This window comes from Paracoccaceae bacterium, from assembly GCA_012103375.1.
GTDB lineage: Bacteria > Pseudomonadota > Alphaproteobacteria > Rhodobacterales > Rhodobacteraceae > WLWX01.
Genome location: WLWX01000001.1, coordinates 3,476,452 through 3,502,318 on the forward strand (window position 1 = coordinate 3,476,452; position 25,867 = coordinate 3,502,318).

Annotated in this window: 27 protein-coding genes, 1 tRNA gene and 2 pseudogenes; 9 read left to right on the plus strand and 21 right to left on the minus strand. The window is 60.8% G+C overall.

The genetic code is table 11. The features are described 5' to 3' along the window. Positions 1-8: 8 nt before the first annotated feature. The 4 genes from tsaE to GKR99_17805 form a co-directional block, all read right to left on the minus strand. A complete protein-coding gene (tsaE, locus tag GKR99_17790) occupies positions 9-530 on the minus strand; it encodes a tRNA (adenosine(37)-N6)-threonylcarbamoyltransferase complex ATPase subunit type 1 TsaE (GenBank protein NKB29301.1) in 522 nt (173 codons plus the stop codon). Positions 531-613: 83 nt separating this feature from the next. Further along, positions 614-1,537, minus strand: coding sequence for a PAS domain-containing protein (locus GKR99_17795; protein NKB29302.1), 924 nt, complete (start codon positions 1,535-1,537; stop codon positions 614-616). A 330-nt stretch (positions 1,538-1,867) separates the two neighbouring features. Beyond that, positions 1,868-2,431 (minus strand): hypothetical protein, encoded by a 564-nt coding sequence (locus tag GKR99_17800; protein ID NKB29303.1) that lies wholly within the window; start codon positions 2,429-2,431, stop codon positions 1,868-1,870. A 138-nt stretch (positions 2,432-2,569) separates the two neighbouring features. Further along, positions 2,570-3,919 carry an ActS/PrrB/RegB family redox-sensitive histidine kinase gene (locus GKR99_17805; GenBank protein ID NKB29304.1) on the minus strand — a complete coding sequence of 450 codons (1,350 nt, stop codon included), beginning with the start codon at positions 3,917-3,919 and terminating at the stop codon, positions 2,570-2,572. 111 nt (positions 3,920-4,030) lie between these two features. Here GKR99_17805 and GKR99_17810 point away from each other — a divergent pair, with 111 nt between their 5' ends. After that, complete coding sequence (locus tag GKR99_17810; GenBank protein ID NKB29305.1) at positions 4,031-4,582, plus strand: ActR/PrrA/RegA family redox response regulator transcription factor; 552 nt, start codon at positions 4,031-4,033, stop codon at positions 4,580-4,582. An 83-nt stretch (positions 4,583-4,665) separates the two neighbouring features. Here GKR99_17810 and GKR99_17815 read toward each other — a convergent pair whose 3' ends face one another. From GKR99_17815 to GKR99_17825, 3 genes are read right to left on the minus strand one after another with little or no spacing between them, the layout of a single operon-like run. Continuing rightward, on the minus strand, positions 4,666-5,148 hold the full coding sequence (locus GKR99_17815; protein NKB29306.1) for a GNAT family N-acetyltransferase: 483 nt from the start codon (positions 5,146-5,148) through the stop codon (positions 4,666-4,668). After that, the gene (locus GKR99_17820; protein ID NKB29307.1) at positions 5,145-5,711 is read right to left on the minus strand and encodes an HD domain-containing protein; all 567 of its coding nucleotides are present in this window, start codon (positions 5,709-5,711) and stop codon (positions 5,145-5,147) included. The genes GKR99_17815 and GKR99_17820 overlap by 4 nt, the downstream gene beginning before the upstream one ends. Positions 5,712-5,734: 23 nt before the next feature. Beyond that, complete coding sequence (locus tag GKR99_17825) at positions 5,735-6,694, minus strand: glycosyltransferase (protein ID NKB29308.1); 960 nt, start codon at positions 6,692-6,694, stop codon at positions 5,735-5,737. Positions 6,695-6,835: 141 nt separating this feature from the next. Between GKR99_17825 and GKR99_17830 the strand changes: the two genes are divergently transcribed. Next, complete coding sequence (locus GKR99_17830) at positions 6,836-8,215, plus strand: adenosylhomocysteinase (GenBank protein NKB29309.1); 1,380 nt, start codon at positions 6,836-6,838, stop codon at positions 8,213-8,215. A gap of 39 nt (positions 8,216-8,254) precedes the next feature. On the opposite strand, the pseudogene GKR99_17835 reads toward GKR99_17830, so the two are convergent. Then, positions 8,255-9,213: pseudogene (locus tag GKR99_17835) on the minus strand (IS630 family transposase). A 123-nt stretch (positions 9,214-9,336) separates the two neighbouring features. After that, the gene (locus tag GKR99_17840; GenBank protein ID NKB29310.1) at positions 9,337-9,489 is read right to left on the minus strand and encodes a hypothetical protein; all 153 of its coding nucleotides are present in this window, start codon (positions 9,487-9,489) and stop codon (positions 9,337-9,339) included. Between the two features lie 464 nt (positions 9,490-9,953). Between GKR99_17840 and GKR99_17845 the strand changes: the two genes are divergently transcribed. Further along, the gene (locus GKR99_17845; protein NKB29311.1) at positions 9,954-10,295 is read left to right on the plus strand and encodes a DUF2853 family protein; all 342 of its coding nucleotides are present in this window, start codon (positions 9,954-9,956) and stop codon (positions 10,293-10,295) included. Positions 10,296-10,347: 52 nt separating this feature from the next. On the opposite strand, the gene GKR99_17850 is transcribed toward GKR99_17845, so the two are convergent. Next, positions 10,348-10,791, minus strand: a complete 444-nt coding sequence (locus GKR99_17850; GenBank protein ID NKB29312.1) for a DUF1761 family protein — start codon at positions 10,789-10,791, stop codon at positions 10,348-10,350. A 25-nt stretch (positions 10,792-10,816) separates the two neighbouring features. Between GKR99_17850 and GKR99_17855 the strand changes: the two genes are divergently transcribed. Next, on the plus strand, positions 10,817-11,308 hold the full coding sequence (locus tag GKR99_17855; GenBank protein NKB29313.1) for a hypothetical protein: 492 nt from the start codon (positions 10,817-10,819) through the stop codon (positions 11,306-11,308). Between the two features lie 64 nt (positions 11,309-11,372). Here the strand turns inward: GKR99_17855 and GKR99_17860 are convergent, their stop codons facing one another. From GKR99_17860 to tsaD, 4 genes and pseudogenes are all read right to left on the minus strand, one after another. After that, the gene (locus GKR99_17860; protein ID NKB29314.1) at positions 11,373-11,786 is read right to left on the minus strand and encodes an EVE domain-containing protein; all 414 of its coding nucleotides are present in this window, start codon (positions 11,784-11,786) and stop codon (positions 11,373-11,375) included. Continuing rightward, positions 11,786-12,058: pseudogene (locus GKR99_17865) on the minus strand (YciI family protein). The gene GKR99_17860 and the pseudogene GKR99_17865 overlap by 1 nt, the downstream one beginning before the upstream one ends. A 3-nt stretch (positions 12,059-12,061) precedes the next feature. Further along, positions 12,062-13,018: an NAD(P)H-dependent glycerol-3-phosphate dehydrogenase gene (locus GKR99_17870; protein NKB29315.1), complete on the minus strand. Its 957-nt coding sequence runs from the start codon at positions 13,016-13,018 to the stop codon at positions 12,062-12,064. Further along, positions 13,015-14,121 carry a tRNA (adenosine(37)-N6)-threonylcarbamoyltransferase complex transferase subunit TsaD gene (gene tsaD, locus GKR99_17875; protein ID NKB29316.1) on the minus strand — a complete coding sequence of 369 codons (1,107 nt, stop codon included), beginning with the start codon at positions 14,119-14,121 and terminating at the stop codon, positions 13,015-13,017. Before tsaD ends, GKR99_17870 begins: the two co-directional genes overlap by 4 nt. Between tsaD and GKR99_17880 the strand changes: the two genes are divergently transcribed. The 4 genes from GKR99_17880 (at position 14,089) to GKR99_17895 (ending at position 17,954) form a co-directional block, all read left to right on the plus strand. Beyond that, entirely contained in the window at positions 14,089-14,895 is an 807-nt protein-coding gene (locus GKR99_17880; protein NKB29317.1) for a uroporphyrinogen-III synthase, read from the plus strand. The genes tsaD and GKR99_17880 overlap by 33 nt on opposite strands. Before the next feature lie 340 nt (positions 14,896-15,235). Continuing rightward, positions 15,236-16,255, plus strand: coding sequence for a hypothetical protein (locus GKR99_17885; protein NKB29318.1), 1,020 nt, complete (start codon positions 15,236-15,238; stop codon positions 16,253-16,255). Positions 16,256-16,265: 10 nt separating this feature from the next. After that, positions 16,266-17,789, plus strand: a complete 1,524-nt coding sequence (locus GKR99_17890) for a tetratricopeptide repeat protein (GenBank protein NKB29319.1) — start codon at positions 16,266-16,268, stop codon at positions 17,787-17,789. 89 nt (positions 17,790-17,878) lie between these two features. After that, positions 17,879-17,954, plus strand: a tRNA-Thr gene (locus GKR99_17895). A gap of 33 nt (positions 17,955-17,987) precedes the next feature. Here GKR99_17895 and GKR99_17900 read toward each other — a convergent pair. Beyond that, entirely contained in the window at positions 17,988-18,188 is a 201-nt protein-coding gene (locus tag GKR99_17900; GenBank protein NKB29320.1) for a hypothetical protein, read from the minus strand. Between the two features lie 249 nt (positions 18,189-18,437). On the opposite strand from GKR99_17900, the gene GKR99_17905 reads away from it, so the two are divergent. Beyond that, positions 18,438-18,653 carry a ubiquinone biosynthesis methyltransferase UbiE gene (locus GKR99_17905; protein NKB29321.1) on the plus strand — a complete coding sequence of 72 codons (216 nt, stop codon included), beginning with the start codon at positions 18,438-18,440 and terminating at the stop codon, positions 18,651-18,653. Between the two features lie 474 nt (positions 18,654-19,127). Here the strand turns inward: GKR99_17905 and tcuB are convergent, their stop codons facing one another. From tcuB to GKR99_17935, 6 genes are read right to left on the minus strand one after another with little or no spacing between them, the layout of a single operon-like run. Beyond that, on the minus strand, positions 19,128-20,186 hold the full coding sequence (tcuB, locus tag GKR99_17910; GenBank protein ID NKB29322.1) for a tricarballylate utilization 4Fe-4S protein TcuB: 1,059 nt from the start codon (positions 20,184-20,186) through the stop codon (positions 19,128-19,130). Beyond that, complete coding sequence (gene tcuA / locus GKR99_17915; protein ID NKB29323.1) at positions 20,176-21,558, minus strand: FAD-dependent tricarballylate dehydrogenase TcuA; 1,383 nt, start codon at positions 21,556-21,558, stop codon at positions 20,176-20,178. Before tcuA ends, tcuB begins: the two co-directional genes overlap by 11 nt. After that, positions 21,555-22,448, minus strand: coding sequence for a D-2-hydroxyacid dehydrogenase family protein (locus tag GKR99_17920; GenBank protein NKB29324.1), 894 nt, complete (start codon positions 22,446-22,448; stop codon positions 21,555-21,557). The genes tcuA and GKR99_17920 overlap by 4 nt, the downstream gene beginning before the upstream one ends. Further along, positions 22,445-22,684, minus strand: coding sequence for a hypothetical protein (locus tag GKR99_17925; GenBank protein NKB29325.1), 240 nt, complete (start codon positions 22,682-22,684; stop codon positions 22,445-22,447). The genes GKR99_17920 and GKR99_17925 overlap by 4 nt, the downstream gene beginning before the upstream one ends. Before the next feature lie 53 nt (positions 22,685-22,737). Next, complete coding sequence (locus tag GKR99_17930) at positions 22,738-23,829, minus strand: 4-oxalomesaconate tautomerase (protein ID NKB29326.1); 1,092 nt, start codon at positions 23,827-23,829, stop codon at positions 22,738-22,740. Next, the gene (locus tag GKR99_17935; GenBank protein ID NKB29327.1) at positions 23,826-25,853 is read right to left on the minus strand and encodes a tricarboxylate transporter; all 2,028 of its coding nucleotides are present in this window, start codon (positions 25,851-25,853) and stop codon (positions 23,826-23,828) included. Before GKR99_17935 ends, GKR99_17930 begins: the two co-directional genes overlap by 4 nt. Positions 25,854-25,867 lie beyond the last annotated feature (14 nt).

Sequence of the window (25,867 nt, forward strand, 5' to 3'; positions counted from 1 at the left end):
CGTTTTGTTCAGTCACGGAACACCCCGGACAACGCTTTGATGCGGGGGTGCCAGCCAGCGCCATGGGCCACGACGTTCAGGCTGCGCTGCCCATCCTCTGGCAGGGTTGTGAATTCCAGCTCCAGGCGGTGATCCGGCAAGTTTCCATCCAGCCGGTCGGGCCATTCCACCAGGGTCAGGGCGGTTTCAAAGGCATCGCTCAGACCAAGCTCATCGACATCGGCCAACCCGCCAAGACGGTAGAGGTCCGCGTGCCAGATCTCCAGTTCGCCAGCATGATAGGTCTGGACCAGCGTGAAAGTGGGCGAGGGGACATCTTCGCTCAGGCCGACGGCGCGCAGCCGTGCTTGAATCAGGGCGCGGGCGAAATGGGTCTTTCCGGCCCCGATCGACCCCGACAGAAGCAGCGCATCACCGGCACCCACCAGCGGCGCCAGACGTTCCGCCAGATCCGCAGTCGCCCTGGCCGAGGGCAGCAGCCGGGTCCAGCAGGCAGGTTCGGCGTCCGGAGGTGATTGGGCGACATGCATGGCACAAACCTAGCGCAGGTCCGCCGGTGACTGAATCACAAACCGCAGACCTGTCCGATTTTCCTGGTGGCGCGGGGCAAGCCCTAACCCGATGCACCCGCCGCGCGCCTGTCAAGCCGGGTCACACCGGCAACTTTGGGTGCACGCACGGTACCGATCCTGAACCCAACCAGCGTCGCACCGCCCGCCAGTGGTGCCGCGCGCATCGACAAGGCCCGCCCGTCCACCATGCGCAGCGTGTCGGTCCAGGGCGCGCGATCTTCCCTTGCATGCGCAAATGTCCTGAGCTGTTTCCAGGCCGGCGTCGCTGCGGTCCTGGCATTCCAGCGCTGCATCGCGTCGGAAAGGGTCATATCGCCCAGCGAGGATCGCGGATCGACCCCCCACATGGCTGCATAGGCCGCATTTGACAGCGTCAGCACCCCGGCGTTGTCGAAAATCACCAAAGCCTCATCAAGCGAATCAAGAACCGCCTGGCTGAGGTCCAGTTCGGCGCGGAACTGGCGTGTCAGGGCAATCTCGTGCGTGATGTCCTTGAAAATCAGGGCGAAGGCGCCATTCCCATGAGGCCGACCCTTCACATCCAGAACCTGCCCGTCCGCCAATGTCCAGGTGGCCGCATACCCGTTCCCACTGGCCCCGCCCTCAAGCTCGGTCAGGTTCTCGCGCCACTCTTTATAGTTGCGCGGTTCGGGCATGCGTCGATCTTCGCGCAACCGGTCGAGGAAGGTGAACAGCGACGGCTTTGTGATCACGAATTCGACAGGTAGGGACAGAATCTCGGCCAGGGCAGGGTTGAACAATGTCAGCGCCCGGTCCTGGTCGAAGATCGCCAATCCGCTGTCGAGGCTGGCAAAGGTCTGGGTCAGCGTTTGCCGGAACGCGCCGAGTGCCGCATCCGCCGAAATCTCACGCGCGGCACTGACGGCGGTGTAAATGACACCGTCAGCAAGGGCCTGGGCAGAGACTGTGTACCAATCTGTCGGGGCCCTTGCGGATCCCAGCAAGGCCAGGCGACGTGGTTCGCCAAAGCCATCACGCCCTGCATCGGTGTCGAAAATATGCGGCGGCGGCCATGTTTCCGTTTGCCCATTGATCGCTGCGACACAGTCAAGATACGCGCTGTTGGCCCAGTTGATCTGCCCCTTCCCACTGGGCTGATTGTGTTGAAAAACTCCGAAATCAGAGCGTCGCGGATTTCTTGCGAAAACCTATGAAGCGAAATAGTCGGAAAGCTTTGACCACGAGACAGCGCATGGCTGCGCGTGAGCGCATGTAGGCGATTTGGGCCGACCCCCGCGCCAAAAATTTAGGATCGGGCTGCATGGAAAGAAAAATCATCGTTCAGGCCCTAAAACGGAGTTTTTCAACACAATCGGCTGCAAACGGTCTTCGCGCCATACCAGCCAGGGCACCCCTTCCGAGATTGCGCGCAACGTCTCCATCTCTTGCTGCGCGGCGGCAAGGCTCAGCCGGTCGACCTGCAGCGTCGCCTCGCTGGTTTCGACATGGGCGAGCGAGACTCGCAGGACATCATCGCGGACGCTCAGGACGACGCGGGTTGTGCCATCGGTTGACAGCAATGTCGTGCGCCCGCCGGACAGGGCGCGATCCCGTGCCTGCGCAAGATCAGGCAGGCGGGGGGTCAGCAGCTGTAACAGGCGCGACCAGTCGGATCCTTCGTTCGGCGTGGCAGACAGGATCTGCCGCGCCTGTGGGGTGGCATCCAGAACTTGATCATCCGCGAACAGGAAAACCGCCCCTTCATCGGACGCTGCCAGCGGCCCGGCACCACGGCGGGAACGGGCGCTTAGCACAGTTGTCAGTCCAAGACCGCCAAGCGCTGCCAGAAATGCGCTTCCCACAATACCGAGAACCAGAAGGACATCTGCCCCTGCCATAGCAAACTCACAAACCGTTACCCCGCGCTCATAATCCGTTCAGGAAGATTAACAGCGGGTTAACGCAACGTGGCGTTGCAGATCATGACGTGGCGTCCGGCGCTCTACGACATTGCACGGCGCGGCAATGAGGCGGCCCTAGACCTCGAACCTCTGGTTGGGGCCAAGCGGCATCCGGTCGGCGGCAAGGACATCCATCGGCCAGGTCACCACAACCCGTGCGCCGCATTGTTCGTTGGCCTCCGAAAGATTGCTGAAGACCAGGTTTGCCCCGCTGCGTTCCAACAGGGTTTTTGCAATGAACAGACCCAGGCCCATACCGTCATAGCCGGGTCGTGAGGTATCCGGGTGACGCACAAACGGGTCGCCGATGCGCCCAAGGATCTGCGGCGGAAATCCCGGCCCGTCATCGGTGATCGTGATGGAGATATGGTTCTGCGTCCATCGAAGCCTGATCTGAACCTGCCGGGTGGCGAAATCGACCGCATTCTGGGTCAGGTTGCGCAGGCCGTGAATGACTTCGGGCCGCCGCTGAATGGACGGTTCCGCGTCGGACCCGCCGTCACCGGGGCCGATATCATAGACAATGCTGCGCCCGCGCTGCGCATGGGGTTCGGCGGCGTCCTGTACAACCTGGCTGAGCGGGGCAATCCTGAGGTGCAGATCATCCTTGCCGCTTCGCCCCATCGAGCGCAGGATATCACGGCAGCGGTCTGCCTGTTCGCGGATCAAAGCTGCGTCTGCGGCCAGTTCGGGTTTGTCGCCAAGCTCATCCGCCAATTCGCTGCTGGCCAGTTTGATGGTTGCCAGCGGCGTGCCAAGTTCATGCGCCGCAGCAGCGACAACGCCGCCCAGGTCGGTGAGCTTTTGTTCCCGCGCTAGTGCCATCTGGGTTGCGGCCAGGGCGTCAGACATGGCGTGCACCTCGGCCGTGACGCGGCGCGCGTATACGGCAAGGAACATCACGCCGATCACGATGGCCACCCAGAATCCCCAGACAAACAGACGGGGCATCTGCAACAGATCGCCATCCACCGTGCGCAGTGGCGCGTGCCAGATCGCCACCAGCGAGATCATCAGAATTGTCGCGCCGCCCAGCAGAACGGTCGATCGCGGCCTGAGTGCTGTGGCCGAAATCGTCACCGGCACCAGCAGCAGCAAAGCAAACGGATTGTTGAGGCCCCCAGCCAGCGCCAGAAGCGCCGACAGTTGCGCCGCATCGAACAACAACATGCCCTGCAATTCCCGCTCGGACAGGCGGGTGTTGCGCGGATAGACCAGAATCGCGACCAGATTGGCCGTGACCGAGGCACCCACCACCACCAGGATCAGGGCCAGGTTCAGCTCCAGCTTGAAGATGACGCCGGCCACGACAATCGTTGCCAACTGACCGGCCACAGCGATCCAACGCAGCACCGTCAGCGTTCTAAGGCGGACCCAGTCGCCTCGCACGCGAGGCAGCAGTATCGCAGTATCCTGATCAGGCATCCTGTTTCACGACCTGTTCAAATCCAAATGTCTGGCGTAGCTTAGCGGCGATATGCCGCCCGGCCCAGCCGTTGCGGGCACCATAGGGCGGTTTGAACGCAAGGATCAGGCATGACAGACAACACCCTCAAGATCGGTCCCGACGCCTCCTTGCTGTTGGTTGATGATGACGAAGCATTCCTGCGGCGGCTTGGCCGCGCCATGGAAAAACGCGGGTTCGACGTTACCATGTCGGAAACTGTGGCCGAAGGCGTGAAGCTGGCGCGCGATGCTCCGCCCGCCTATGCGGTGGTCGACCTGCGGCTGAATGACGGCAACGGTCTGGATGTGGTCGAGGCGCTGCACGCGGCGCGGCCGGATTGCCGCGTGATCGTCCTGACGGGTTATGGCGCGATTGCCACTGCGGTTGCGGCGGTCAAGATCGGGGCGGTGGACTATCTGTCCAAACCGGCAGATGCCAATGACGTCACCGCCGCCTTGCTTGCGTCCGAAGATTCGCTGCCACCGCCACCCGAAAACCCGATGAGCGCGGATCGCGTCCGTTGGGAGCATATTCAACGCGTGTACGAGCAATGCGACCGCAACGTCAGCGAAACCGCGCGGCGATTGAACATGCACCGGCGGACGTTGCAAAGGATACTGGCGAAACGGTCGCCGCGATAAATCTGCGCAACAAAACTGTCCTCATCATAGTGCCGACCGACGTCTGGCGCGGCGATTAATCAACCGCCAGGCGTCCCGACTTCTCACAGATCAAAACGCTTGCTGATCTTATCCACGACCATCCCGTTTTCCAGGGTCACCCCGTGGTCGTGGTGCCAGTCACGAAACCCGCGGCTTTGATAATAGATCAGCCCGCCGTCGTTGTCGGCGCGGATAGTGGCGTTGATCCAGACATAGCCCAGTGATTTGGCAGCGCTCGCGGATGCCACGAACAGCGCGGAGCCGATGCCCAGACCGGTGCGCCCGATCTGAACAAATGTGGCGATGTCGCAAGCTTCGGGCGGCAGGTTGTCATGTGGCCCGATCCACTGAAAGCCGACGATGTCATCATCCGCCTCGGCCACATGCCAGGCGGAGGCGTTCGGCTGGTCGGACATCCAGCTGGCCAGATCGGATCCAATCACCGGTTTCGTTAACGCGGTGGTGCCGCCGCGCGTGATGATCGCGTTCAGCAGGCGCGCCATGTCAGGCGTATCAAGGGTTGAGGCACGGCGAACACTGATCATGCCATCTTTTCCAGAAGCAGATCGTGCCGTGCGGTGAAGGCGGCGCGTACCTCGACCGGCGGGCGCAGCACAATATCCAGCCCCGCCATGAGGTCAGGATTGGGGCGCAAAAACAACTTGTTCGCCTCAGCCTCGGAAAAACCGGCGATCTGGGTCGCCTCCAGCCAGGCCGACATCCGGTCGGCGCGCTTGATCTTTTGCTTGATGGTTTTCGGGATTGTCGCCGGCAGACCAAAGCGCAGATGCACTGCCGCCATCAACCGATCATCCAATGCGCCATAGCCCGGCCCAACAGCGGCCTTCACCGGAGAGATCATATCGCCGATGACATATTCTGGCGCATCGTGCAGCAATGCTGCCAGGCACCATTTGGCCGGTAAGTTCGGCGCAATGCGGCGGAACAGAGCCTCGACCAGCAGCGAATGTTCGGCCACGGAATAGGGCCAGTCGCCATGTGTCTGCCCGTTCCAGCGCGCCACAAAGGCCAGCCCATGGGCGATGTCGCCAATCTCGACATCCATCGGGGTCGGGTCCAGCAGGTCCAGACGGCGACCCGAAAGCATGCGTTGCCAGGCGCGTGCGGGTTTCACCGGGCGATATCGCTTCGGCCGGGAAAACGCGCCATGTAGCGATGCATCTTGCGGACATTCATCAGCCCGCGGAAGAACATCGAAACTGTTTTGGGCAGGTTTGACAAAGGCGACGCACTCGGTGGATCGAACGGCAGATCGGGAAAATGCTGTTTTAGAAATGGTATCATGCGATCGGCAAACCGAGGCGGCAGAATCGATTTTGGATCTTTCCATGGCTTAATGCGGCCGATGAAATGTGCGATATTGGCGTTGACCAGAACTTCGAACAACATCGACTTGCGCGTCAGTTGCCAATTCCAGATTGGCGAAAGCTCCAACCAGTCACCGCGCAGAGTGCAGTTCAGCAAGTTCTGATCATGGCCACTCAGCCGAGCAATCTCTCGGTGACCAATTTCGGTCGCCTGCACCGTTATATCTTGTGACAGCCATGCCTGTGTGTCGATGAGCATGACACCACTGTTGAAATAGCGCTCGCTGGGCCAGCCGAAGGTTCGAAACTGCGTCGGGCGACGCTTGGGGTTGCGCCATTGCGCGGCATCGCGAACGGCGGCAATGGCGTGGTTCTGCAGGTCCATGGCCATGAGCGATGCAAAATCGCCACCTTGAATGAAGATATCACAGTCCAGATAAAGCAGCCTGTCGTAGTCATCAGCAAAGGCGCCCGGCAGCGCGAGCCTGAGATAGACGCTTTCGGTTCGGCGATCGTCCAAATTCAATCCGGTGAAAGCACCGCCTGTTGTGATCTTGCAAATCCGAATGTCCAGATGACCAAGGCTCTCTGGAATGTCGAGGTCATCCATAGTGGCGATGACAATGTCGAATTCCCGGTTCGGATGTGAATCGATAATCTGAGACGTGGCAAATAATGCGAAAGGCAGATACCCCTGGTCGGTACAAAACACGACTGCGTGCCGAAACCGGGCCGGAATTTCTGAGCTGGATGAGTAATTCATTAATGTGTCTTTCCTCTACAGCGTTGAGGCAGCCCGGATGTGCCGGATTTGCTATTCGATTTCCGTTGCATTGCCCAGATCGAATACCGGTGCTATCTGCCGCCAAGAAATGCCGCCCGACGCTGAAGGAGCCTGACTGCCATGCCCGATTATATCGTAAAAGACATCGCCCTTGCCGGGTACGGCCGCAAAGAGCTGGACATAGCGGAAACCGAAATGCCGGGTCTGATGGCCCTGCGCGAGGAATTCGGGACCGAGAAACCGCTGAAAGGTGCGCGAATCGTCGGATCGCTCCACATGACGATCCAGACGGCGGTGCTGATCGAAACGCTGGTGGCGCTGGGCGCTGATGTGCGCTGGGCGTCCTGCAACATATTCTCGACCCAGGATCATGCGGCAGCGGCGATTGCCGAAGCGGGCGTGCCGGTCTTCGCGATCAAGGGGCAATCGCTGGAAGAACATTGGGATTACCTGGATAAATCCTTCGCATTCCCCGATGGCGCGAACCTGATCCTGGACGATGGCGGCGACGCGACGCTTTACGTGCTGCTGGGTGCGCGGATTGAAGGCGGGGAGGAGTTCGGCGTTCCGGGGTCCGAGGAAGAAGAGGTCATTCAGGCGCAGATCAAGAAGCGCATGGCGGCAAGCCCCGGCTGGTTCACCAAGACGCGCGACGCGATTAAAGGTGTTTCCGAAGAAACCACCACTGGCGTGCACCGTCTGTATGAGTTGCAGCGTGATGGCCGCCTGCCGTTCCCGGCGATTAACGTCAATGACTCGGTCACCAAATCGAAGTTCGACAACAAGTATGGCTGCAAGGAATCGCTGGTCGACGGTATCCGCCGCGCCACCGACACGATGATGGCCGGTAAGGTCGCCGTGGTCTGTGGCTATGGAGATGTCGGCAAGGGCAGTGCGGCCAGCCTGCGCGGGGCCGGGGCGCGTGTCAAAGTTACCGAAGTCGATCCGATTTGCGCCCTGCAGGCGGCGATGGACGGGTTTCAGGTTGTCACGCTGGAAGACGCCATCGACGCCGATATCTTCATCACCACGACCGGCAATAAGGACGTGATCCGCATCGAGCACATGCGTGAGATGAAGGACATGGCGATTGTCGGCAACATCGGCCATTTCGACAATGAAATTCAGATCGCCAACCTGAAAAACCACAAGTGGACCAACATCAAGGACCAGGTGGATATGATCGAAATGCCCTCAGGCAACCGGATCATCCTGCTGTCCGAGGGGCGTCTGCTGAACCTGGGCAATGCCACCGGCCACCCCAGTTTCGTGATGTCAGCCAGCTTTACCAACCAGGTCCTGGCGCAGATGGAACTGTGGAACCGCGGCGATGCCTATAAGAACGAGGTTTACGTTTTGCCCAAGCATCTGGACGAGAAAGTCGCGCGGCTGCATCTGGCCAAGGTCGGCGCCAAGCTGACCGAACTTGCGCCCGAACAGGCGGTCTATATCGGCGTGACGCCGGAAGGGCCGTTCAAGCCCGAACACTATCGGTACTAAGAACGCGGATCAAAAAACGCCCGCTAAAGCGTTTCGACATTAACCTGAGACATATCCGGCGGCCTTAAAGTAGTTCCAGCATTCTACTGGGTCGTAGAGATCGCAGATTGCTCCGATTGCTTCGAAGACCTGGGTAAAGGACCTGGCCCCGATCCGTCGCAAATGGGCTTTCAGTTTAGAGAAGGCCTGCTCGATGGGATTCAGGTCGGGCGAGTACGGTGGCAGGTAAAGGAACCAGCAGCCGTGATTGCGTAAAGCCTGCGTCGCCTCCTTATTCCGGTGGGTTGCCAGGTTGTCGAGAATGACGACAGTGCCGGGGTTGATCTCGGGGACCAGCACTTCGCGGATGTAGGCCGCGAAGGCGGGGCCATCTATCGCTCCCTTGATGACCCAAGGTGCGATCAGCGCGCCTTGGGTCAGGCCCGCGATCAAGGTTTGGGTTCCCCAGCTTCCGAAGGGCGCATCCATCGTCAGGCGCTTACCGCGCTTGGCTCTGCCGCGTAGGCGCGTGAGGTTTGTCTTCACTGCGGTTTCGTCAATAAAGACAACGCGCTCAGGAAAGGTCGCAATGGCTGGCGAGCGGTATCTGAACCAGTCGGCCCGTTGCTGCCTTACCTTGGCGCGGCGGCGCTCGGTTGCGACCAGCGACTTTTTTTGTACGTGAAGCCGAGCCGGGACAGAAGGTTGGCGATGGAGGAGTGATGCACCCGCACACCCTCTGCATCGGCCAGCGCATTACGCAACTCAAAGAGCGTGATGTCAGGGTCTTGTGCGATCAACTCCTCAAAGAATTCCCGATGCGGAGCCAGCTTTCCCTTGCCGCGCGGCGGTCCCTGCCGGGCAGGTTCCGCATGACCCTTCATCCTCACCTGACGCGCCCACCGCGCGCCTGTGGCAGGCGACAGCTTCAACCGCAACGCCGCCGCGCGCCCGCTCAACCCTTCTTCAATGTATCTCTGAAACCGTATCCGAAGCGCAGATGGCAAAGGTGCTGACATGATCCATCCTCCCAAACAGGATGAATCACAGATCAGGTCTCAAGGGAATCCCTCGCGATTCAGGTTCAAGCCGAAACGCTTTAGTGCGTCCAGCGAGCGTTTTCGTACCTGTTGCGGCGAAACTCAGGCCTGAGAGCCGGGAATCCGCAGCATCTGACCGGGATAAATCTTGTCCGAGTCGCTCAGCATCGGGCGGTTCGCCTCAAATACATCGGTGTATTTCGCACCGTTGCCCAGATGCGCCTCGGCGTTCTTGACAAAATTCCACAGTCCCATGGGTCTTCCTTTCCCTGGTTCATCGGACCATCGTGCCGCCGCAGGGATCCAAAGGTCAACTGGAACAGGTGCAATCGTGCGGGCCGACCCACCGTTAACTGCGCAGGCAGCTGCGGGCCGATTGTGTTGAAAAACTCCGAAATCAGAGCGTCGCGGATTTCTTGCGAAAACCTATGAAGCGAAATAGTCGGAAAGCTTTGACCACGAGACAGCGCATGGCTGCGCGTGAGCGCATGTAGGCGATTTGGGCCGACCCCCGCGCCAAAAATTTAGGATCGGGCTGCATGGAAAGAAAAATCATCGTTCAGGCCCTAAAACGGAGTTTTTCAACACAATCGGCCGGATGCGGCCTCCGGGCAAGTTTTTGCTTTCTGTGTGCAGCCTTGGCGGCTAGTTTGGCGCCAAGCCGCCAATGATCGGCGCGCTCGATAAAGACACACAGGGACATTAAAGGGAGTATTCACATGGGTAAGAGAGACGATCTGATCGCACAATATGCCGACGATCTGCGCAGCAAATGCAACATGCAGCCGGACATGGATCTGCTGACCAAGGTCACAATCGGCTGCGGTCCGGCGATTTACAACGCCGATGCAAGCACGGTGGCTGGTACCGACGCGTCCGAGCTTGAGACGGTTAAAGAGAATTTTCTGATGAAGAAACTGGGCCTGCCCGATGGTCCGAACCTTATGGCGGCGATCAATTCCGTCATCGACACCTATGGCCGGTCCGAGCGTAACAAGTATCGCGCCGTGGTCTATTACATGCTGACCAAGCATTTCGGCAAAGAAAGCGTTTACCGCTAAGCACCTGCCGAAGCAGAGGAAACGCCCGCCTGATCTGGCGGGCGTTATCGTTTCAGAACAGCGTCAGCACCAATCCGATCAGGCCACAGCCGACAACCGTATAGGTGCAGTCCATCCAGATCAGTGACCTGGGCCGCATCGAAAACATGATGTTGGTCACCATCCATGGCGAGGCGACGAACAGCCCCAGGCCAAGCCCGGTCATCACGCCCTTGCCGATTGTGTCGATGCCCGATCCGGCCAGAATGTGGCGCGTCATACCGGCAACAACCACGGCCATGACAAAACTGACGATATAGGGCGCAGGATCTTTTCGGTTCACCGATTCTTCGGTCAGGCCGCTGGCGGCCATCCATTGCTTACCGATGACCCCGTACCAGATTGCGCCGAAAATCCACGCCGCGGCACCTGCCAAAATTACGCTGAGATATCCCATTTGTCCCTCCGAACTTGATTTCTGCGTGCAAGTCTGACCGAATTCGCATGAACTGGCCATATCGGCCAATCAGCGGGGGTGTGCGATGAAACGGTTTTTGATAATTGCGGTGCCGGTGTTCATCATCGGCTTCGGGGCAGGGGCGGCGTTCTGGTATCTTGCCTCGCCCTTGTGGATTGATCGCGAGGTGAGCGAAGCACTGCCCGCCGATTTCATGGTGACCGAGGTGGCGACCGGGCAGTTCCAGGATGCGGATCGTGCCCACAAAGGCAGCGGAACCGCGCGTGTGCTGCAATCCGGCGGCGGGTCGCTACTGGTCCGGCTGGAGGATTTCCAGGTCACCAATGGTCCGGATCTTGAGGTTTGGCTGGTGAAAGAGGCGAATGTGACCGCATCCGCAGACGTCAAAAACAGCGAATGGATCGGGCTGGGTCAGCTGAAAGGCAATATCGGGGATCAGACCTATACAGTGCCAGATGGAACTGTGATCACAGACTATGGTTCGGTCGTGATATGGTGCGAACAATTCGGAGTCCTGTTCTCGCCCGCGATGCTGACACATACACCGGCAAGCTGAGGCGCTCCCGCACCATCTTCTTTTCTCAAATACTCCCGCCGGAGGCACGGGCCGTCAGGCCCGTCTATTCACCGGCGAGTTCCAGGATCACATCCCATTCGGCATCGCTGACCGGCTGCACGGAAAGCCGGGTGTTGTTGACGAGTACCATGTCGGCCAGACGCTCATCTGCTTTGCAGTCGGATAGCGTGACGTGTGTGGGAAGGGATCGCACCGCCTTGATGTCCACGCATTCCCAACGCTCATCGTCGGTGGTGCTGTCGGGGTGGGCTTCGGCGATCACCTCGACCACGCCGACGATCTTCTTGTCGGCCTGCGACAGATAGAAGAACCCCTGATCGCCCACCTTCATTTCACGCATGACGTTGCGCGCCTGGTAATTGCGCACACCGTCCCATTCTTCGCCGTCTTCGCCCTTTGCGACCTGCTGTTCCCAGCTCCAGGTCGAGGCTTCGGATTTGAACAGGTATTTTGCCATCAGCCCACCACCTTCTTCCATTCGATCAACGTCACGGTTTCAAACAACCCGGCCCGTGCATAGGGATCGCCATCGGCCCAATTCTGCGCCGTTGCAAGGTCACGCGTGTCCAGAATAATCAGGGAGCCGCACATCTTGCCCTCATCATCCAGAAGCGGACCGGCCTGCTGGACGACCCCGGTTTCGGCGATTTAGGCCAGATGCGCTGCGCGGTTGTCCAGCCGGATTTGCGGGGCGTCGGATTTATCTTTGGCAATCAGGGCGACAAGCATGGGTTACTCTCGTTTCAAGGGGCGGCGCAGCAGTGCCTCGGTGACATCGGCGACACTGCGCTGGCCATCAAACACCGCCGCCACGGCCGAGGCAATCGGCATATCAAGATCGCGTGCCCGGGCCAGCCGGACGACGGCCTTCGCTGTTGCGATACCTTCGGTCGTGGCGGCGGGCAGTGGATTGCCCTGACCAACCGTCAGACCGGCCAGATAATTACGGGATTTCTCCGAAGTTGCCGTCAGGATCAGATCTCCGAATCCCGACAGACCTGCCAGGGTTTCAGGCCGCGCAGCGGTGGTGCGGGCAAATCGCTGCATTTCGGCGAACCCCCGGGTGATCAGCGCGGCGCGCGCGCTTTCGCCGTGGCCAGCCCCGATGGACAGCCCGGCGGCAAGTGCGATGACATTTTTCAGTGCTCCACCCAGTTCGGCCCCGGCGGTGTCATCGCTGAGGTACAGGCGGAGTTCCGGCGTCGACAGCGTCGACTGCAGATGCGCCCCGGTTTCCGCATCGGCAGAAGCCAATGTAAGTGCTGTTGGCAAGCCGATGGCAATATCGGCGGCAAAAGACGGGCCCGTCAGGATCGCGGTTTTGGCGGCAGGGCACAGCGTGTCGAGCAGGCTGACAGGACCAAGGCCACGTATCAGGTCAATACCCTTGCAGCAGGAAATAAGCGTTTTGCGGTGAATCAGAGCCGCATTGCCTTCAACAAACGTGGCAAGCTTCTGCATTGGCACGGCCAGAAGTAGCGTTTCGGCCTGCGCCGCTGTTTCCAGCGTGGCGGTGGCGCTCAGACTGTCCGGCAAAACAACACCCGGCAGGCGTTTTGCGTTTTCCCGCGTTGCATTCATCTGCGCGGCCCCATCGCGGGCGTATAAGGTCACCTCGGCCCCGTTGCGCGACAGGGCGACAGCCAGTGCAGTGCCGAAGGCGCCCGCGCCGAGGACAGCAACACTCATGCCTTGGCCCCTTTCTTTCCCGATCCCAGCATGGCGGGTTGGCGGGTGTCCAGCGGCCAGCGTGGGCGCGCCGACAGGGTCATATCGTCCCGGTGTCCGGCGCGAAAACTTTCGATCCCGGCCCAAGCGATCATGGCCGCGTTGTCGGTGCACAGGGCCAGTGGCGGGGCCAGAAACCGAGTGTTGGTTTCGCGGCACAGGTCCTGCAGGCCGGTGCGAAGCAAGGCGTTTGCCGCGACCCCACCGGCGACCGCGAAACCTGTGACCGGGCCGCAGGCGCTCAATGCGCGGCGCGATTTCGCGATCAGAACCTCCGCGACAGCGGCCTGAAAACCTGCGGCCAGATCAGCGCGGTCCTGTTTTGTGATCACATCATCGCTGATCTGCTGATCCCGCGTCCGCATCAGCGCGGTCTTGAGGCCCGAAAATGACAGGTCGCAGCCGGGCCGGTCCAGCAGTGGGCGCGGAAAGGCGAATCGCTTTGGATCGCCCTCGACCGCCTCGGCCTCGACCGCGGGACCGCCGGGTTGTCCCAGCCCCAGCAGGCGCGCTGCCTTGTCGAAAGCCTCACCCGGGGCGTCGTCGATGGTGCCGCCCAACCGGGTGAACGCCTGTGGGCCGCTGACTTTCAGAAACTGGCAATGACCGCCAGAGACCAGCAGCATCAGATAGGGAAACCCAAGCCCATCCGTCAGGCGCGGCGTCAGGGCGTGTCCGGCCAGATGGTTGACACCGATCAGCGGCAGGCCGGTCGCCGCCGACAGGCCCTTGGCGCACATGACACCCGACAGCACCCCCCCGATCAGCCCCGGACCAGCGGTGACGGCGATGGCATCAAGATCCGCAAACCCGCACTGCGCCTTGCTCAGCGCCTGTTCCACCACAAGGTCCAGTTTCTCTGCATGGGCGCGGGCCGCAATCTCGGGTACGACACCGCCAAAATCGGCGTGCAGATCGCCTTGCCCCGCGACGACCGAGGACAGGATCTCGGCCGGTTCGCCGGGGTGGTCGCGTACCACGGCGGCGGCGGTGTCGTCGCAGCTGCTCTCGATCCCAAGCAGGGTCACCGGATGATCCGGGTCTGGTTTGATTGCCTTGGTCATGGCGCGCAGGTAACACCACAGGCGGCGACCCCACAATGCCGGAGCTTGCGTGCCCCCCGTGACCAAACCGCAGTACCCATGCCCGCTACACTGCTGATCACCCGGCCACGCGGGCGCGCCGAGCGCTTTGCCAGGGATTGCCGTAGATTGATCGGTCACGAGATTCCGTTTCTGATTGCGCCGGTGGTCAGGACCATTGCGCAGCCGGTCGCCGCGGATCTCACGGCATATCGCGGGCTTATTGTCACGTCGGAGGCTGGTTTGAATGCGATAGACTGGCCAGCGGCGGCGCCGCGCCCGGTGGTCTATGCCGTTGGCAGTCACACCGCCAAACTTGCGCGTGCCGCAGAGTTTGATGCGATCGACGGTGGCGGCGATGCGGATGCGCTGGTGGCGACGATCATTGCGGCGTCCCCAAAGGGGCCCCTGCTGCATCTGCATGGGTCAGAAACGCGCGGCGATATCCGGGCGCGCCTGACGGATGCCGGGCTTCATGTTGAGGCTTGCGTGGCCTATCGACAGCAGGATGTGGAACTGGACGGGGCGACCATCGCGCTTTTGCGGGGGTCCGCGCCGGTTGTTTTGCCGGTCTTTTCGGTCCGCTCGGCCCTTAGGTTATTGAAATACCAGCCCGCGCCCACACATCACATCGTGGCGATCAGCGATGCAGTCGCCCGCGCCTGGCCGCGCGACACCAATCCGATACATGTGGCAGAATGTCCGACCGCGATTTCCATGGCCCAGTCCGTCGCGGCCTTGTATGAAGAAGACTGACCAGAGTCCGAGTTTTAGGGAAAAGGGCGACCACGTGGCGAAAACCCCCGGCAAGACACCGCGCAAAACACCGCGCAAAACAGCGGCGAAACCGGTGACGGATCTGCCTGCTGATCCGGCGAATACAGAGGCAAAAGCCGCGAAAGGCCCTGCTAAGGCATCGCCGGTGAAACCACAGACGCCAAAGACGCAGGCGGCACCGACGGATGCGCCAAAATCCGCGCCGGGGTCAAAGCCGGGGCCGAAGGCGTCTGCCACATCCGCGGCAGACAAAAATGCCGGTCAAACTGTTACTTCGGCAGCGCCGAAAACGGGTGATGCGCCGCGGCGTGGCGGAATAATGATGCCGCTTCTGGGCGGTGTACTGGCCGCGGCAATCGGGGCCGCGGCTGTGCTGTATCTGCAGCCGCAGGGTTGGAACGGCAACTCGGACGCGGTTGCGGCTCAATCAGACCGGATAACCGCGCTCCAGGGTGGGCTTGATGCGTTGCGCGCCGAAATCGCCGGTGATCGCGCCGCCACGATTGCGGCGCTGCAGGATGAGGTTGCGGCGCTGGCCACCTCGGTCGCGCAGCTGGATGCCCGCGTCGCGACAGCAGGCGGCGAATTGGACGATACGGTTGGCACGCTGCGCGACAAACTGGCGCTTGTGCAGGAGACGCAAGACACGCTGACCGGACGTGTCGGAGCGCTGGAGGCACGCCCCGTCGATCAGGCCCCGGATATCGCAGCACTTCAGGCTGACGTGCGCGCCCTGACCGCACGTCTTGAAACCGCAGCGCAGGACGCGCGCGACCAGATTTTGGCGGCAAATGAGCGCGCGGCAGAAGTGGAAAAACTTGCCGTGGACAGTGTCGCCAATCAGGCAACGCAGTCGACTTTGACAGCACTTGGCGATGCCCTTGCGTCCGGGCGCGCCTATGACAACGCACTCGGCGCATTTCAGGCCGCAGCGCCCGATGCAGTGATCGACCCGGCGCTTGCCGACAATGCCGCCAACGGGGTCGCCAGTTTGCGCGCGTTAAGGGCCGATTTTCCTGACGCGGCGCGCGCCGTTCTTGCCGATGTCGCGACCGCCGCTGCCGAAAACGCGACAATGACGGATCGAATGTTTGCGTTCTTTCGCGCCCAAACCGGCGCGCGATCCCTCAGCCCGCGTGAGGGCGACGATGCCGACGCTGTCTTGTCGCGCGCCGAAGCAGCGCTTGGCGATGGCGATCTGGCCGAAGCCGTTCGTGAGCTGCGGGCCCTCCCGCCCGAGGTGGCCGACCCGATGCAGGGCTGGCTTCTGCGTGCCCAAACCCGTCTGGACGTCATGTCGGCGCTGAACGATCTGTCCGCCCCGAAAACCTCCAACTAAGAACGCGCCGATGTTTTGGTCGTTACTGAAATTTATCATCTTCATTGCCCTGATCGCCGCCCTGACATTCGGGGCTGGCTGGCTGATGGAGGCGGAAGGGGGCTTGCGGATCAGCGTTGCGGATCGCGAATACACCTTACAGCCGTTGCAGGCCGCAATCGCCGCGATTCTGCTTCTGATCACCGTCTGGATAGTGCTGAAATTGGTTGGATTTCTGTCCGCTCTGGTGCGGTTTCTGAACGGCGATGAAACGGCTGTGTCGCGCTGGTTTGATCGCAACCGCGAACGGCGCGGGTTTGACGCGATGGCCGATGCAATGATGGCGCTGGCTGCGGGCGAAGGCCGCGTCGCCATGGCCAAGGCCGCGCGCGCCGAACGGTTTCTGAACCGGCCCGAGCTGACCAACCTGCTAAGCGCCCAGGCCGCCGAGATGACCGGTGACGCCCGCAAGGCCGAAGAGATCTACAAACGCCTGCTGAGCGATGATCGCACCCGCTTCGTTGCGGTGCGCGGGTTGATGAAACAGCGTCTGGACGCGGGCGAAACGGATGTTGCGCTGAAGCTGGCGCAGAAGGCGTTCGCGCTTAAGCCCAAGCACATGGAAACCGGCGATACCCTGTTGCGTTTGCAGACCGACAAGGGCGATTGGGAAGGCGCGCGCGACACGCTGGGCAAGAAGCTGAAGGCGGGTGCCGTACCGCGCGACGTCCACCGCCGCCGCGACGCCGTACTGGCGCTGAGCGAGGCCGAAGACGTCTTTGCCGACGGCAAGACCATCGAAGCGCGCGAACAGGCGATCGAGGCCAACCGCCTGTCGCCCGATCTGATCCCCGCTGCTGTCATGGCGGCGCAAAGTTACTTGGCCCAAGGGCAGCCGAAATACGCCGACCGGGTGCTGCGCAAGGCCTGGGCGGCGCAACCGCATCCTGATCTGGCCTCGGCCTTTGCGTCGATTGCACCGGATGAAACGCCCGTGGCGCGGCTGAAGCGATTTCAGCGCCTGGTCAAGGAAGCGCCCGACAACCCGGAAACCGCGCTGACGCTGGCCGAACTGAACCTGTCGGCCGAGGATTTTCCCGCCGCCCGCAAGGCGCTGGGCGATCTTGCGGACACGGCCCCGACCGCGCGGTCGCTTAGCATCATGGCGGCTGTGACCCGGGGTGAGGGGGCCGACGACGCCGTGGTGCGCGGCTGGCTGACCCGTGCGCTGGGCGCGCCGCGCGGACCTCAGTGGATTTGCGATAATTGCCAGAGCATTCAGGGCGAATGGGCCCCGGTTTGCGATAATTGCGCCGGATTCGACACGCTGACCTGGCGCGACGCCCCGGGTGAGACTGGCGTGGCGTCAACCGGATTGGACATGGTGCCGCTGTTGGCCGGACGCGACGCCGACAACAGCAAAACGACCGATGATTCAACTGATGCGGCACCCGCACAACTGGACGTGGTCGACCTGCCCAAGACCGAACCCCTGATCATGGAGTCCGCCGCGGAGACAGACACCAGGACCGGCGCGAAGGATCCGCCGACCTGACACGTTCCGGCGGGTCCACAGTCCATGATCAATTACAGCCGACGCGGTCACTTGCGCGGGTGAAAGCAGTTTGCTATGCGCCACGAAGCGCCGCTGTAGCTCAGATGGTAGAGCACGTCATTCGTAATGATTGGGTCGTAGGTTCGAGTCCTATCAGCGGCACCAAAGTCGCTTTTCGAAGAAAAGCGACTTTAACCTTCAGATTTTGGCGTTAAGCGGCAGGCGTTTCGCAGAAACGACGAGACCTTGGGGCGGTTCTGGCTTTGTCCATTCGGCTGCACCAAACCAGACCTGTTGATCTGTAAACCTGTCTAAAGCTCTGAATGGGTGATCAAACTGACTGGCTGATTGTGTTGAAAAACTCCGTTTTAGGGCCTGAACGATGATTTTTCTTTCCATGCAGCCCGATCCTAAATTTTTGGCGCGGGGGTCGGCCCAAATCGCCTACATGCGCTCACGCGCAGCCATGCGCTGTCTCGTGGTCAAAGCTTTCCGACTATTTCGCTTCATAGGTTTTCGCAAGAAATCCGCGACGCTCTGATTTCGGAGTTTTTCAACACAATCGGCTAAATACGGATGTCGGGGATAGGGCGATCCGAGACTGTGGATATTTCACATCTCGCTAGAAAGGATCCCTCAATGCAAGCTATGAAGCGCGTTGATGTTGTAAAGTGGGTGGCAACCGTAGTTCAGCTTGTTGGCTATGGACTAACCGGTCTCAACATCGTGCCGTGGAATGTGTTTGCTTTCATCGTCGGCATTGCCTTGTGGTTTCTCGTCGGAGTGATGTGGAAAGACAGGGCCATCATGGTTGTTCACGTTGGTGCCTTCGTCGCCATATTGGCAGGCTATCTCAACTCATAGCTAAGACATGCCGAACAACAACTTGCCCGAACAAAGTCGGGTATTTGACCGCATCTCTTTGCCACGTGCTCACCTAAAAGTGGTTACTTCGTGCAAGCGGTTCTTGAGCAACGATGGTTAGGGTCGGAAATTGGTGAAGAGCTATTGGGAGCATAGGCCGGGTAACTTGGCGCAGGAGCCGGATTAAAATACGGATCGTCACTAAGGCTTTCGTTCCCCGTATCCGCAATCATCTTCCATGTCTCTGCGTCGCAGCTCGCCAAAACAAAGGTGCAACCAATCGCCAAGATGATCCGGCCTGTTGCCCTGTTTTCGCAGATATTGGGAAGCTTCATGTTTGAGTCCTAGCCTGAGTTCAATTTGCCGGTGTCGGCTAACGTTCCCTATCGGCTGCCATACATTTTGTCACACATTTGTCCGAGAAAAATTATTTCGGCGGGTGGTAGTCGTCCCGACTTAAATAAAAGGCAATTGCTATCTCTGTGCGTCGCGAACAAGGGCGGCCAGACGGTAAAAACCGTGGGCCATTTTTGTATAGGGGGTGAGCAGGAAGAATGTGAGGACCGCGCCAAGGTGCAGCGCAAGAAGCACCGGCATCAATTCGGTTGACCCAAGTGCATAAAGCGCCAACCCGCTGAAGGCGACAAAGCCAAGCAGCGCGATGAAGGCCACTTCACCACCCCAGGCGGAGGCCGCGCCAAGGTGCGGATCGGCGCGGCGTTTCAGGGCGAACAGCCAGGCCGCGCCAAATGTCAGCATGATGCCGCCCGGCACGCCTAGAAGTTTGGGTGGCGACCAGAACCCGTATGGCGCATGCAGGCCGAAGACATAGTGCATGATCGTTCCGGCGCTGGTGCTGGCAAAGCACAAGAGAAACCCGAAAAGCACCAGCTGATGCGCGGCGCGACGTGCTTGGGTGAACCGGTCTTCGTCTTCGAAATTACATCCGTCACCGTGGCCCCCGGCGAGGTTGCGCATGTCACCGGCAGACCGCAGTGCTGCCTTGATATGCGCCAATGTCACCGGGCCGCCATCGACCGCGTGCCAGTATCGCCTTAGACTGATCGCAAGGCTGACAAGCGGCAAAAGGAAGGCCGGCGCGAAGATCGCGACCATCAGGCCGTGTGACATGACCACATAGAAACCCGGGCCGTCGCCTGAACCGCCCAGCCACTTTGCCAAAATGAAAATCAGTGCGAAGGCGAGGACCGACGCGATGGCAATCAACATTCCGTTCTTCTGAAAGGCCTTGGCGAAGGACTGCGGAGTGGCGAAACTTTCCCAGCTGTCGTGACGGACCTCGGCCAGTGCTGCGGGCAGGTTCAGGTCGAATTCGTGCGGGGCGGTGTACTGGCAGGCATAAAAGCATCCCCGGCAGTTGTGGCAGAGGTTGGCAAGCTGGGTGATATCTCCGTCCGAAAATGCGCGGTTTGCCTGCAACGCGGGAAAGACCGCGCAGTAGCCTTCGCAATACCGGCAGGCATTGCAAATCTCGGCCTGACGGCGCGCTTCCTGGATCAACTCAATTTGCATGATTTGCCGCTTCCCGTCCTGCGATGCGGCCAAAGACCGTGCCGATGGTCATGCCGAACCCGGCCAGATACCCTTGCCCCAGGATCGAGCCCGCCATTGTTTCACCCGCCGCCCAAAGGTTGGTGACGGGGCGGTTGCCGATGCTGCATTGGGCCCGGGCATCGACCTTCAAACCAAGGTAGGTGAAGGTGACTCCGGTGCGCAGCGAATAGCCATAGAAAGGAGGCTTCGTGATCGGCCGCGCCCAGTTCGTCTTGGGCGGCGTCAGCCCGGTGGTTGCCACGCCGTCCAGCTCGGTCGGGTGAAAGGCGGACGTGTCACCGCAGGCCGCGTTATACGCGTCCACAGTCTGGCGCAGTTTGTTGGGCGGCAAGCCCATTTTGCCCGCTAATTCATCCAGCGTATCCGCCTTGATCGGCGGGAACACCGACGGCATGAACAGGTCCAGGGATCTGGCGTCGATAATCGCATAGCCCACTTGGTCCGGCTGATCCGCGACCAGCCGCCCCCAGATCGCATAGCGCTTGGGCCAGACGTCTTCGCCCTCGTCATAGAACCGCTGGGCATCGCGGTTCACGACAATCGAAAACGGCACACAGTCCAGCCGCGTGACAATTCCGCCGTCGAACTTCGGGGCGCGCCCGTCAATGGCCACCGCGTGGCATTGGGTCGGGTCGCCGACTTGCTCGACGCCCTGATCCAGCAGATCGGCCAGCACCAGACCACGATTGTAGGGTGTCCCCCGGATCAGGAAATTCTTCGCCGCAGGCCCCCAGGCGCGGGCCAGCCAATCGGTATCGGCCTGAAACCCGCCCGAGGCCACAACGACCGATTTCGGGGAAACGCGATGCGTGGCGCCTTCGTGCGTGTAGTCGAGGAATGAGATCCGGTCGCCGTCGACCTCAAGATGCGTGACTTTGGCGTCGTATTTCACTTCGACGCCCAGCCCTTCGGCGGTGCGATAATAGGCGTTCACCAGACTTTTTCCGCCACCGCGAAAGAACGCGTTGGTGCGCGCCAGCGACAGTGTGCCGGACAAGGACGGCTGGAACCGCACGCCGTGGTCGATCATCCAGGGCAGGCATTCCTCGGACCCGCGGATCACCATTCGCGCCAGTCCCTCGTCGGTCTTGCCTTTGGTGACTTTCAACAGGTCCTCGAAATACTCGTCCTCTGCGTAATCCTCGACCAAGGGGCCAAGGGGGCCAGTATGCATACAGCGAAAATTCCGTGTGTGCCGGGAGTTGCCACCGCGATAGGGTTTCGGCGCGGCCTCAAGTATCAGCACCCGCGCCCCTGCCTCAGCCGCCGTCATGGCCGCACAAAGGGCCGCATTGCCGCCGCCGATCACAACAATGTCGGGATGGCTCACGCAAGAACCTCGGGGTTGATCATGTGGATCGGCGCGCCATCTGCATAGGCGTTGATCTGTTCGAAGATATCCCTGAATTGCAGATCGAATTCGTCTTCGGTCACATAGCCGATGTGCGGTGTGGCCAGCACGTTCGGATGGGTGGCCAGGATGTTTTCGGTGTCGCGCATCGGTTCAGGATCAAACACGTCGATGGCGGCATGGATGCGCCCACGCGCAACCTCTGCCTCAAGCGCGCCGGTTTCGATCAGGCCCGACCGCGACGTGTTCACCAACAAGGCGCGGGGCTGCATGGCGGCCAGATCACCGGCGGTGACTATCCCTTTGGTGGCGGGTTTCAGGCGGACATGCAGGCTGACAATGTCGCTGGTTGCAAAGAAGGCCGCGCGACTGTCCGGCACCATTTTCCCATCCGCCCGCGCCCGCGCCCGCCCATAGCCATAAAGACCCAGGGTCCGCCCGCGCAACGTCCGCCCAACCCCCATCTGCCAATTGCCCGCTTTGAGTGAGGCCGCCTGTTCAGGGATCTGACGATAGCTTGCCAGCATCAGCGCCAGCGTCATCTCGGCCGCCGCATAGGATGGCGTGTCGGAATGCATGTGGGAGCACAAAAGCACGTTGTTCGCGCTGCACGCCGCGACATCCACATGAGGATAAACACTGCGTTGCGAGATCAGCTTCAGCCGCGGCAATCGTTCCAGAAGCGCGGCGCTGATCTTTGTACGCTCACGAAACAAAACAATGGCCTCGGCCTCTTGCAGCCGCGTGGCCAGTTTGGTCGGATCCGGTTCATGATCGGTCCAGACTGTAACGTCATGCCCGTCAAGCAACCGGAAACACGGCAAGCCGCGCAGCGTGTCGAACCAGTCGTCGAGGATATGAACCTTCATCGGCTTTCGATACGTGTCTCAGGCGTGGGCGCGCGTGGTGTCGGAACAAAGACAAAATCTTCCAGCGATCGGATTGCCGCCAGCACCTTCTGCCGCTCGCCCAGCATGTGGTTGAATTGCGCGTCACACCCGGAAATCGGCGACGGGTAGGATGAAATTTCAGTTTGCAGAATCTGACGCGCCTCCGCCAATTCGGCCCGCGCGGCAAGGATACAGTCCTCAAAGGTTTCCGACATGATACCTCTCCCTGATGATTGTATACAACGGCATACCAAAACCCGCGAAGAAGTCAATTCCCCTTCCAGACCGAGCGCGGAACAAACACCGTGCCAGAGGCAAGTTTGCGCGCCGTTCGGATCAACCCCGCCGATTTGATCACCGTCCCGCCCGCTGTCGCCGCATAGTCCACGACCACGTCGATAGTCCCCGTTGGATGCTCCAGAACGATCTTTGCCGGGGTTTCATTCGGCAATCGCGACATGCCGTCCGCCACGCTGCCGGGCGTCAGAACGCAGGAGGCAAGGCACTGCGCACCGGTGACGGCCATCGTCGGGTGGGTATTCCACGGCATAAAATATCGGGTTGCGATCGTGCCGGACCCTTGTGCCCGCGCCAGCAGGCCAAACTTGGGCACGACCGAGGTGGACACATCACCCAGCCCCATCAACACACCCGCCTTCAGCCGCACAGCCTCCATCTGCGCAAAGAACGCCCGGTTTTCGTCCAGCACGGCGGCACTTTCATAGCCCGTCAGCCCAAAGCTTTCCGCCCTGGCGATCACCATGGGCATGGCGACATCCATGCAGGTGACGGCGATCCCGTCGATCTGATCAACCAGATTTCCCGTTGGAAGGAACGCCCCGGTCGCGCCGCCAACGGTTTCCATGAACTGCAGGGCTATGGGCGCTGCTGTCCCCGGCACACCGTCAATTTCCGCCGCGCCGTCATACAGAACCTCGCCACCCGGCGTCTGAACCACCGCCGCCACTTTCGCGCCGGTGTTCACCGCCCGAATTCTGACCGGTGTTTCGCCGTCCAGCGCCGGGATCAACCCCATCTCGATCGCTGCTGGGCCAACACCGGTCAGGATGTTTCCGCACGTCGGTTTGAAGTCGACCAGCCGATCCTCGACACTGACCTGGGCAAAGAAGTAATCCACGTCTGCCCAAGGGTCCTGCGACGCCGACAACATCGCGACCTTGGTGGTCACCGCCACACCGCCGCCGATCCCGTCGATGTTCAAAGGATGGCCCGAGCCGACAATTGCAATCAGCACCTCGGCCAGCTGATCCAGATCCTCGGGCAGATCCGCCCGGTTCAGATACGGCCCGCGCGAGGTGCCGCCGCGCATGAAAAGAAATGGTATCGCGGTTTGGGTCATGACAGTGGCCACGGCAGATCAGCGTAATCCTGAAGCAGCCCCGGCGGGAAATCCCGGTTCAATAGTCCAGCCATGACACACATGAACGCAATCCCAACCGCTGTGTAAACCGCCGCAAATGTGGTGCCCAGACCGGCGCGGATCTTCAGGAACGCAAACAGGAACAGCGCAAGTGCAAGGATGAATCCCAGAAGCGAGGTCAGGATCAGCAGTGCTGCAAACCACCCAATGGTTGGCCACAGGCTGTGGGTCGCCTCGGCGTCCTCTCCGTCGACCTCACGGTCGGCGAAGATCGTATCAGTCTCGGGCTTCAGCATCATGCGGATGATCAGGATGGCGCAACCAACCAGGCAAACCCCGGCGACAAACATCGGGAAGGTCCGGTCGCGGCTGAAGCTTGGGATCGCGGCTGCGTCATAGAACGCATAGGCTATGTACCCGGTCACCACGGCCAGGAAGATGAACGGCGCGCGCTTGGTGCCGGACTGCACGTTGCCTTCGGCCATGATGTTCTTGGCCTGCCGCAGCCCGACCACGACCGAGACAACCGTGATGATCAGCAAGACGATGACGATTGGCGAAAAGATATAATCCAGCCCCTCGCCCAGCCCTTTGCGAAACCGCGATTGCGCGATCTGCAGTGCCTGGTTGGCATAGGTTTCCGCCGGGTTCGACAAAACGAAGCCGATCAGAAAGGCGGGACGCGACCAGTCGAAGCGGCGCATCATGATCCCCAGGAACCCGATGGCAAACAGCGCCACAAGGTCCATTAGGTTCTGGCCCGACTGAAAAGCGGCAAAGCTGATGATCATGAACAGGAACGGCGCCAGCAGGGCGAAGCGGATCGTCGTCAACTTTGCAATCCCGCCCGAGGCGGCGATGCAGATCACCGTGCCGACCACATTGGCCAGGGCCAGCAGCCAGACGATGGAATAGGTGATATCCAGGTTGTTCTTCAGCATCGCCGGGCCAACCTCGATCTGCCCGGATCCCAGCAGGGCAATCGCCCCAATGAATATCGCCATCGACCCAGAGCCGGGAATGCCGAACAGCAGGGTCGGCACCAGCCCGCCGCCCTCCTTGGCGTTGTTGGAACTTTCCGGCCCGATGATGCCGCGAACCTCTCCTTTGCCGAAATTCTCTTTGTTTTTGGTGGTCTGCACCGCATGGCCATAGGCGATCCAGTCCACGACCGAGCCACCAAGGCCCGGGATGACGCCGACCACGACACCGATGATCGAACAGCGCACCGACAACCAGATATTGGCGAACCAGTCCCGCACGCCGTCCAGCCAACCGCCGCCCAGAGCCTGCTCCTTGGCGATGGCGCGGTCCTGGCGCAGAAGCGAGATGATCTCGGGGATGGCGAAGATGCCAAGACCAACGATGACCAGCTTCAGCCCGTCGGTCAGATAGGGAAAATCATAGGACGACATCCGCAGATCGCCCGACGACGCGCCCTCGCCGATCGTGCCGATCAGCATGCCCAGACCCGCCGCGACGATCCCCTTGATCGCAACGCGCCCCGCCAGAATGCCCACCATGGACAGACCAAAGACCGTGATCATCAACAGCTCGGGCGTGCGGAATTCCAGCACGATGGGGCGTGCAACAAGAATAAAGACAGTCAGGAAGCTTGCGCCCACCAGCCCGCCGAACAGGGATGAGGCAAAAGCCGCCGACAGGGCCCGCGCCGCCTGGCCTTTCTTGGCCATGGGAAACCCGTCCAGCACAGTGGCTTGCGACGCCGATGACCCCGGTATCCCCATCAGAACCGATGCGAATGTGTCAGACGTGGGCACCACCGCGACCATGCCCACCATCAAGGCAAGACCAAGGATCGGGTCCATCCCGAACATGAACGGCAACAACAGCGACAGACCGGCGATACCGCCGAGGCCCGGAAAGACACCGACGCACAGGCCCATGACGACGCCCAGAACGAGGTAGCCCAGCACGACCGGTTGCAGGATCAGCGCCCAGGCGTCGCCCAAGGCAGGCAATGCGGTTGCGATAATATCCATGAGTGTCCGCCCGC

Excerpts from the sequence above, each read along its gene's own strand:
- tsaE (NKB29301.1), bottom strand. The coding sequence starts at position 530 with ATGCATGTCGCCCAATCACCTCCGGACGCCGAACCTGCCTGCTGGACC.
- GKR99_17800 (NKB29303.1), bottom strand. The coding sequence starts at position 2,431 with ATGGCAGGGGCAGATGTCCTTCTGGTTCTCGGTATTGTGGGAAGCGCA.
- GKR99_17805 (NKB29304.1), bottom strand. The coding sequence starts at position 3,919 with ATGCCTGATCAGGATACTGCGATACTGCTGCCTCGCGTGCGAGGCGAC.
- GKR99_17810 (NKB29305.1), top strand. The coding sequence starts at position 4,031 with ATGACAGACAACACCCTCAAGATCGGTCCCGACGCCTCCTTGCTGTTG.
- GKR99_17815 (NKB29306.1), bottom strand. The coding sequence starts at position 5,148 with ATGATCAGTGTTCGCCGTGCCTCAACCCTTGATACGCCTGACATGGCG.
- GKR99_17820 (NKB29307.1), bottom strand. The coding sequence starts at position 5,711 with ATGCTTTCGGGTCGCCGTCTGGACCTGCTGGACCCGACCCCGATGGAT.
- GKR99_17825 (NKB29308.1), bottom strand. The coding sequence starts at position 6,694 with ATGAATTACTCATCCAGCTCAGAAATTCCGGCCCGGTTTCGGCACGCA.
- GKR99_17830 (NKB29309.1), top strand. The coding sequence starts at position 6,836 with ATGCCCGATTATATCGTAAAAGACATCGCCCTTGCCGGGTACGGCCGC.
- GKR99_17840 (NKB29310.1), bottom strand. The coding sequence starts at position 9,489 with ATGGGACTGTGGAATTTTGTCAAGAACGCCGAGGCGCATCTGGGCAAC.
- GKR99_17845 (NKB29311.1), top strand. The coding sequence starts at position 9,954 with ATGGGTAAGAGAGACGATCTGATCGCACAATATGCCGACGATCTGCGC.
- GKR99_17850 (NKB29312.1), bottom strand. The coding sequence starts at position 10,791 with ATGGCCAGTTCATGCGAATTCGGTCAGACTTGCACGCAGAAATCAAGT.
- GKR99_17855 (NKB29313.1), top strand. The coding sequence starts at position 10,817 with ATGAAACGGTTTTTGATAATTGCGGTGCCGGTGTTCATCATCGGCTTC.
- GKR99_17860 (NKB29314.1), bottom strand. The coding sequence starts at position 11,786 with ATGGCAAAATACCTGTTCAAATCCGAAGCCTCGACCTGGAGCTGGGAA.
- GKR99_17870 (NKB29315.1), bottom strand. The coding sequence starts at position 13,018 with ATGAGTGTTGCTGTCCTCGGCGCGGGCGCCTTCGGCACTGCACTGGCT.
- GKR99_17880 (NKB29317.1), top strand. The coding sequence starts at position 14,089 with ATGATCCGGGTCTGGTTTGATTGCCTTGGTCATGGCGCGCAGGTAACA.
- tsaD (NKB29316.1), bottom strand. The coding sequence starts at position 14,121 with ATGACCAAGGCAATCAAACCAGACCCGGATCATCCGGTGACCCTGCTT.
- GKR99_17885 (NKB29318.1), top strand. The coding sequence starts at position 15,236 with ATGATGCCGCTTCTGGGCGGTGTACTGGCCGCGGCAATCGGGGCCGCG.
- GKR99_17890 (NKB29319.1), top strand. The coding sequence starts at position 16,266 with ATGTTTTGGTCGTTACTGAAATTTATCATCTTCATTGCCCTGATCGCC.
- GKR99_17900 (NKB29320.1), bottom strand. The coding sequence starts at position 18,188 with ATGGAAAGAAAAATCATCGTTCAGGCCCTAAAACGGAGTTTTTCAACA.
- GKR99_17905 (NKB29321.1), top strand. The coding sequence starts at position 18,438 with ATGAAGCGCGTTGATGTTGTAAAGTGGGTGGCAACCGTAGTTCAGCTT.
- tcuB (NKB29322.1), bottom strand. The coding sequence starts at position 20,186 with ATGCAAATTGAGTTGATCCAGGAAGCGCGCCGTCAGGCCGAGATTTGC.
- GKR99_17920 (NKB29324.1), bottom strand. The coding sequence starts at position 22,448 with ATGAAGGTTCATATCCTCGACGACTGGTTCGACACGCTGCGCGGCTTG.
- GKR99_17925 (NKB29325.1), bottom strand. The coding sequence starts at position 22,684 with ATGTCGGAAACCTTTGAGGACTGTATCCTTGCCGCGCGGGCCGAATTG.
- GKR99_17930 (NKB29326.1), bottom strand. The coding sequence starts at position 23,829 with ATGACCCAAACCGCGATACCATTTCTTTTCATGCGCGGCGGCACCTCG.
- GKR99_17935 (NKB29327.1), bottom strand. The coding sequence starts at position 25,853 with ATGGATATTATCGCAACCGCATTGCCTGCCTTGGGCGACGCCTGGGCG.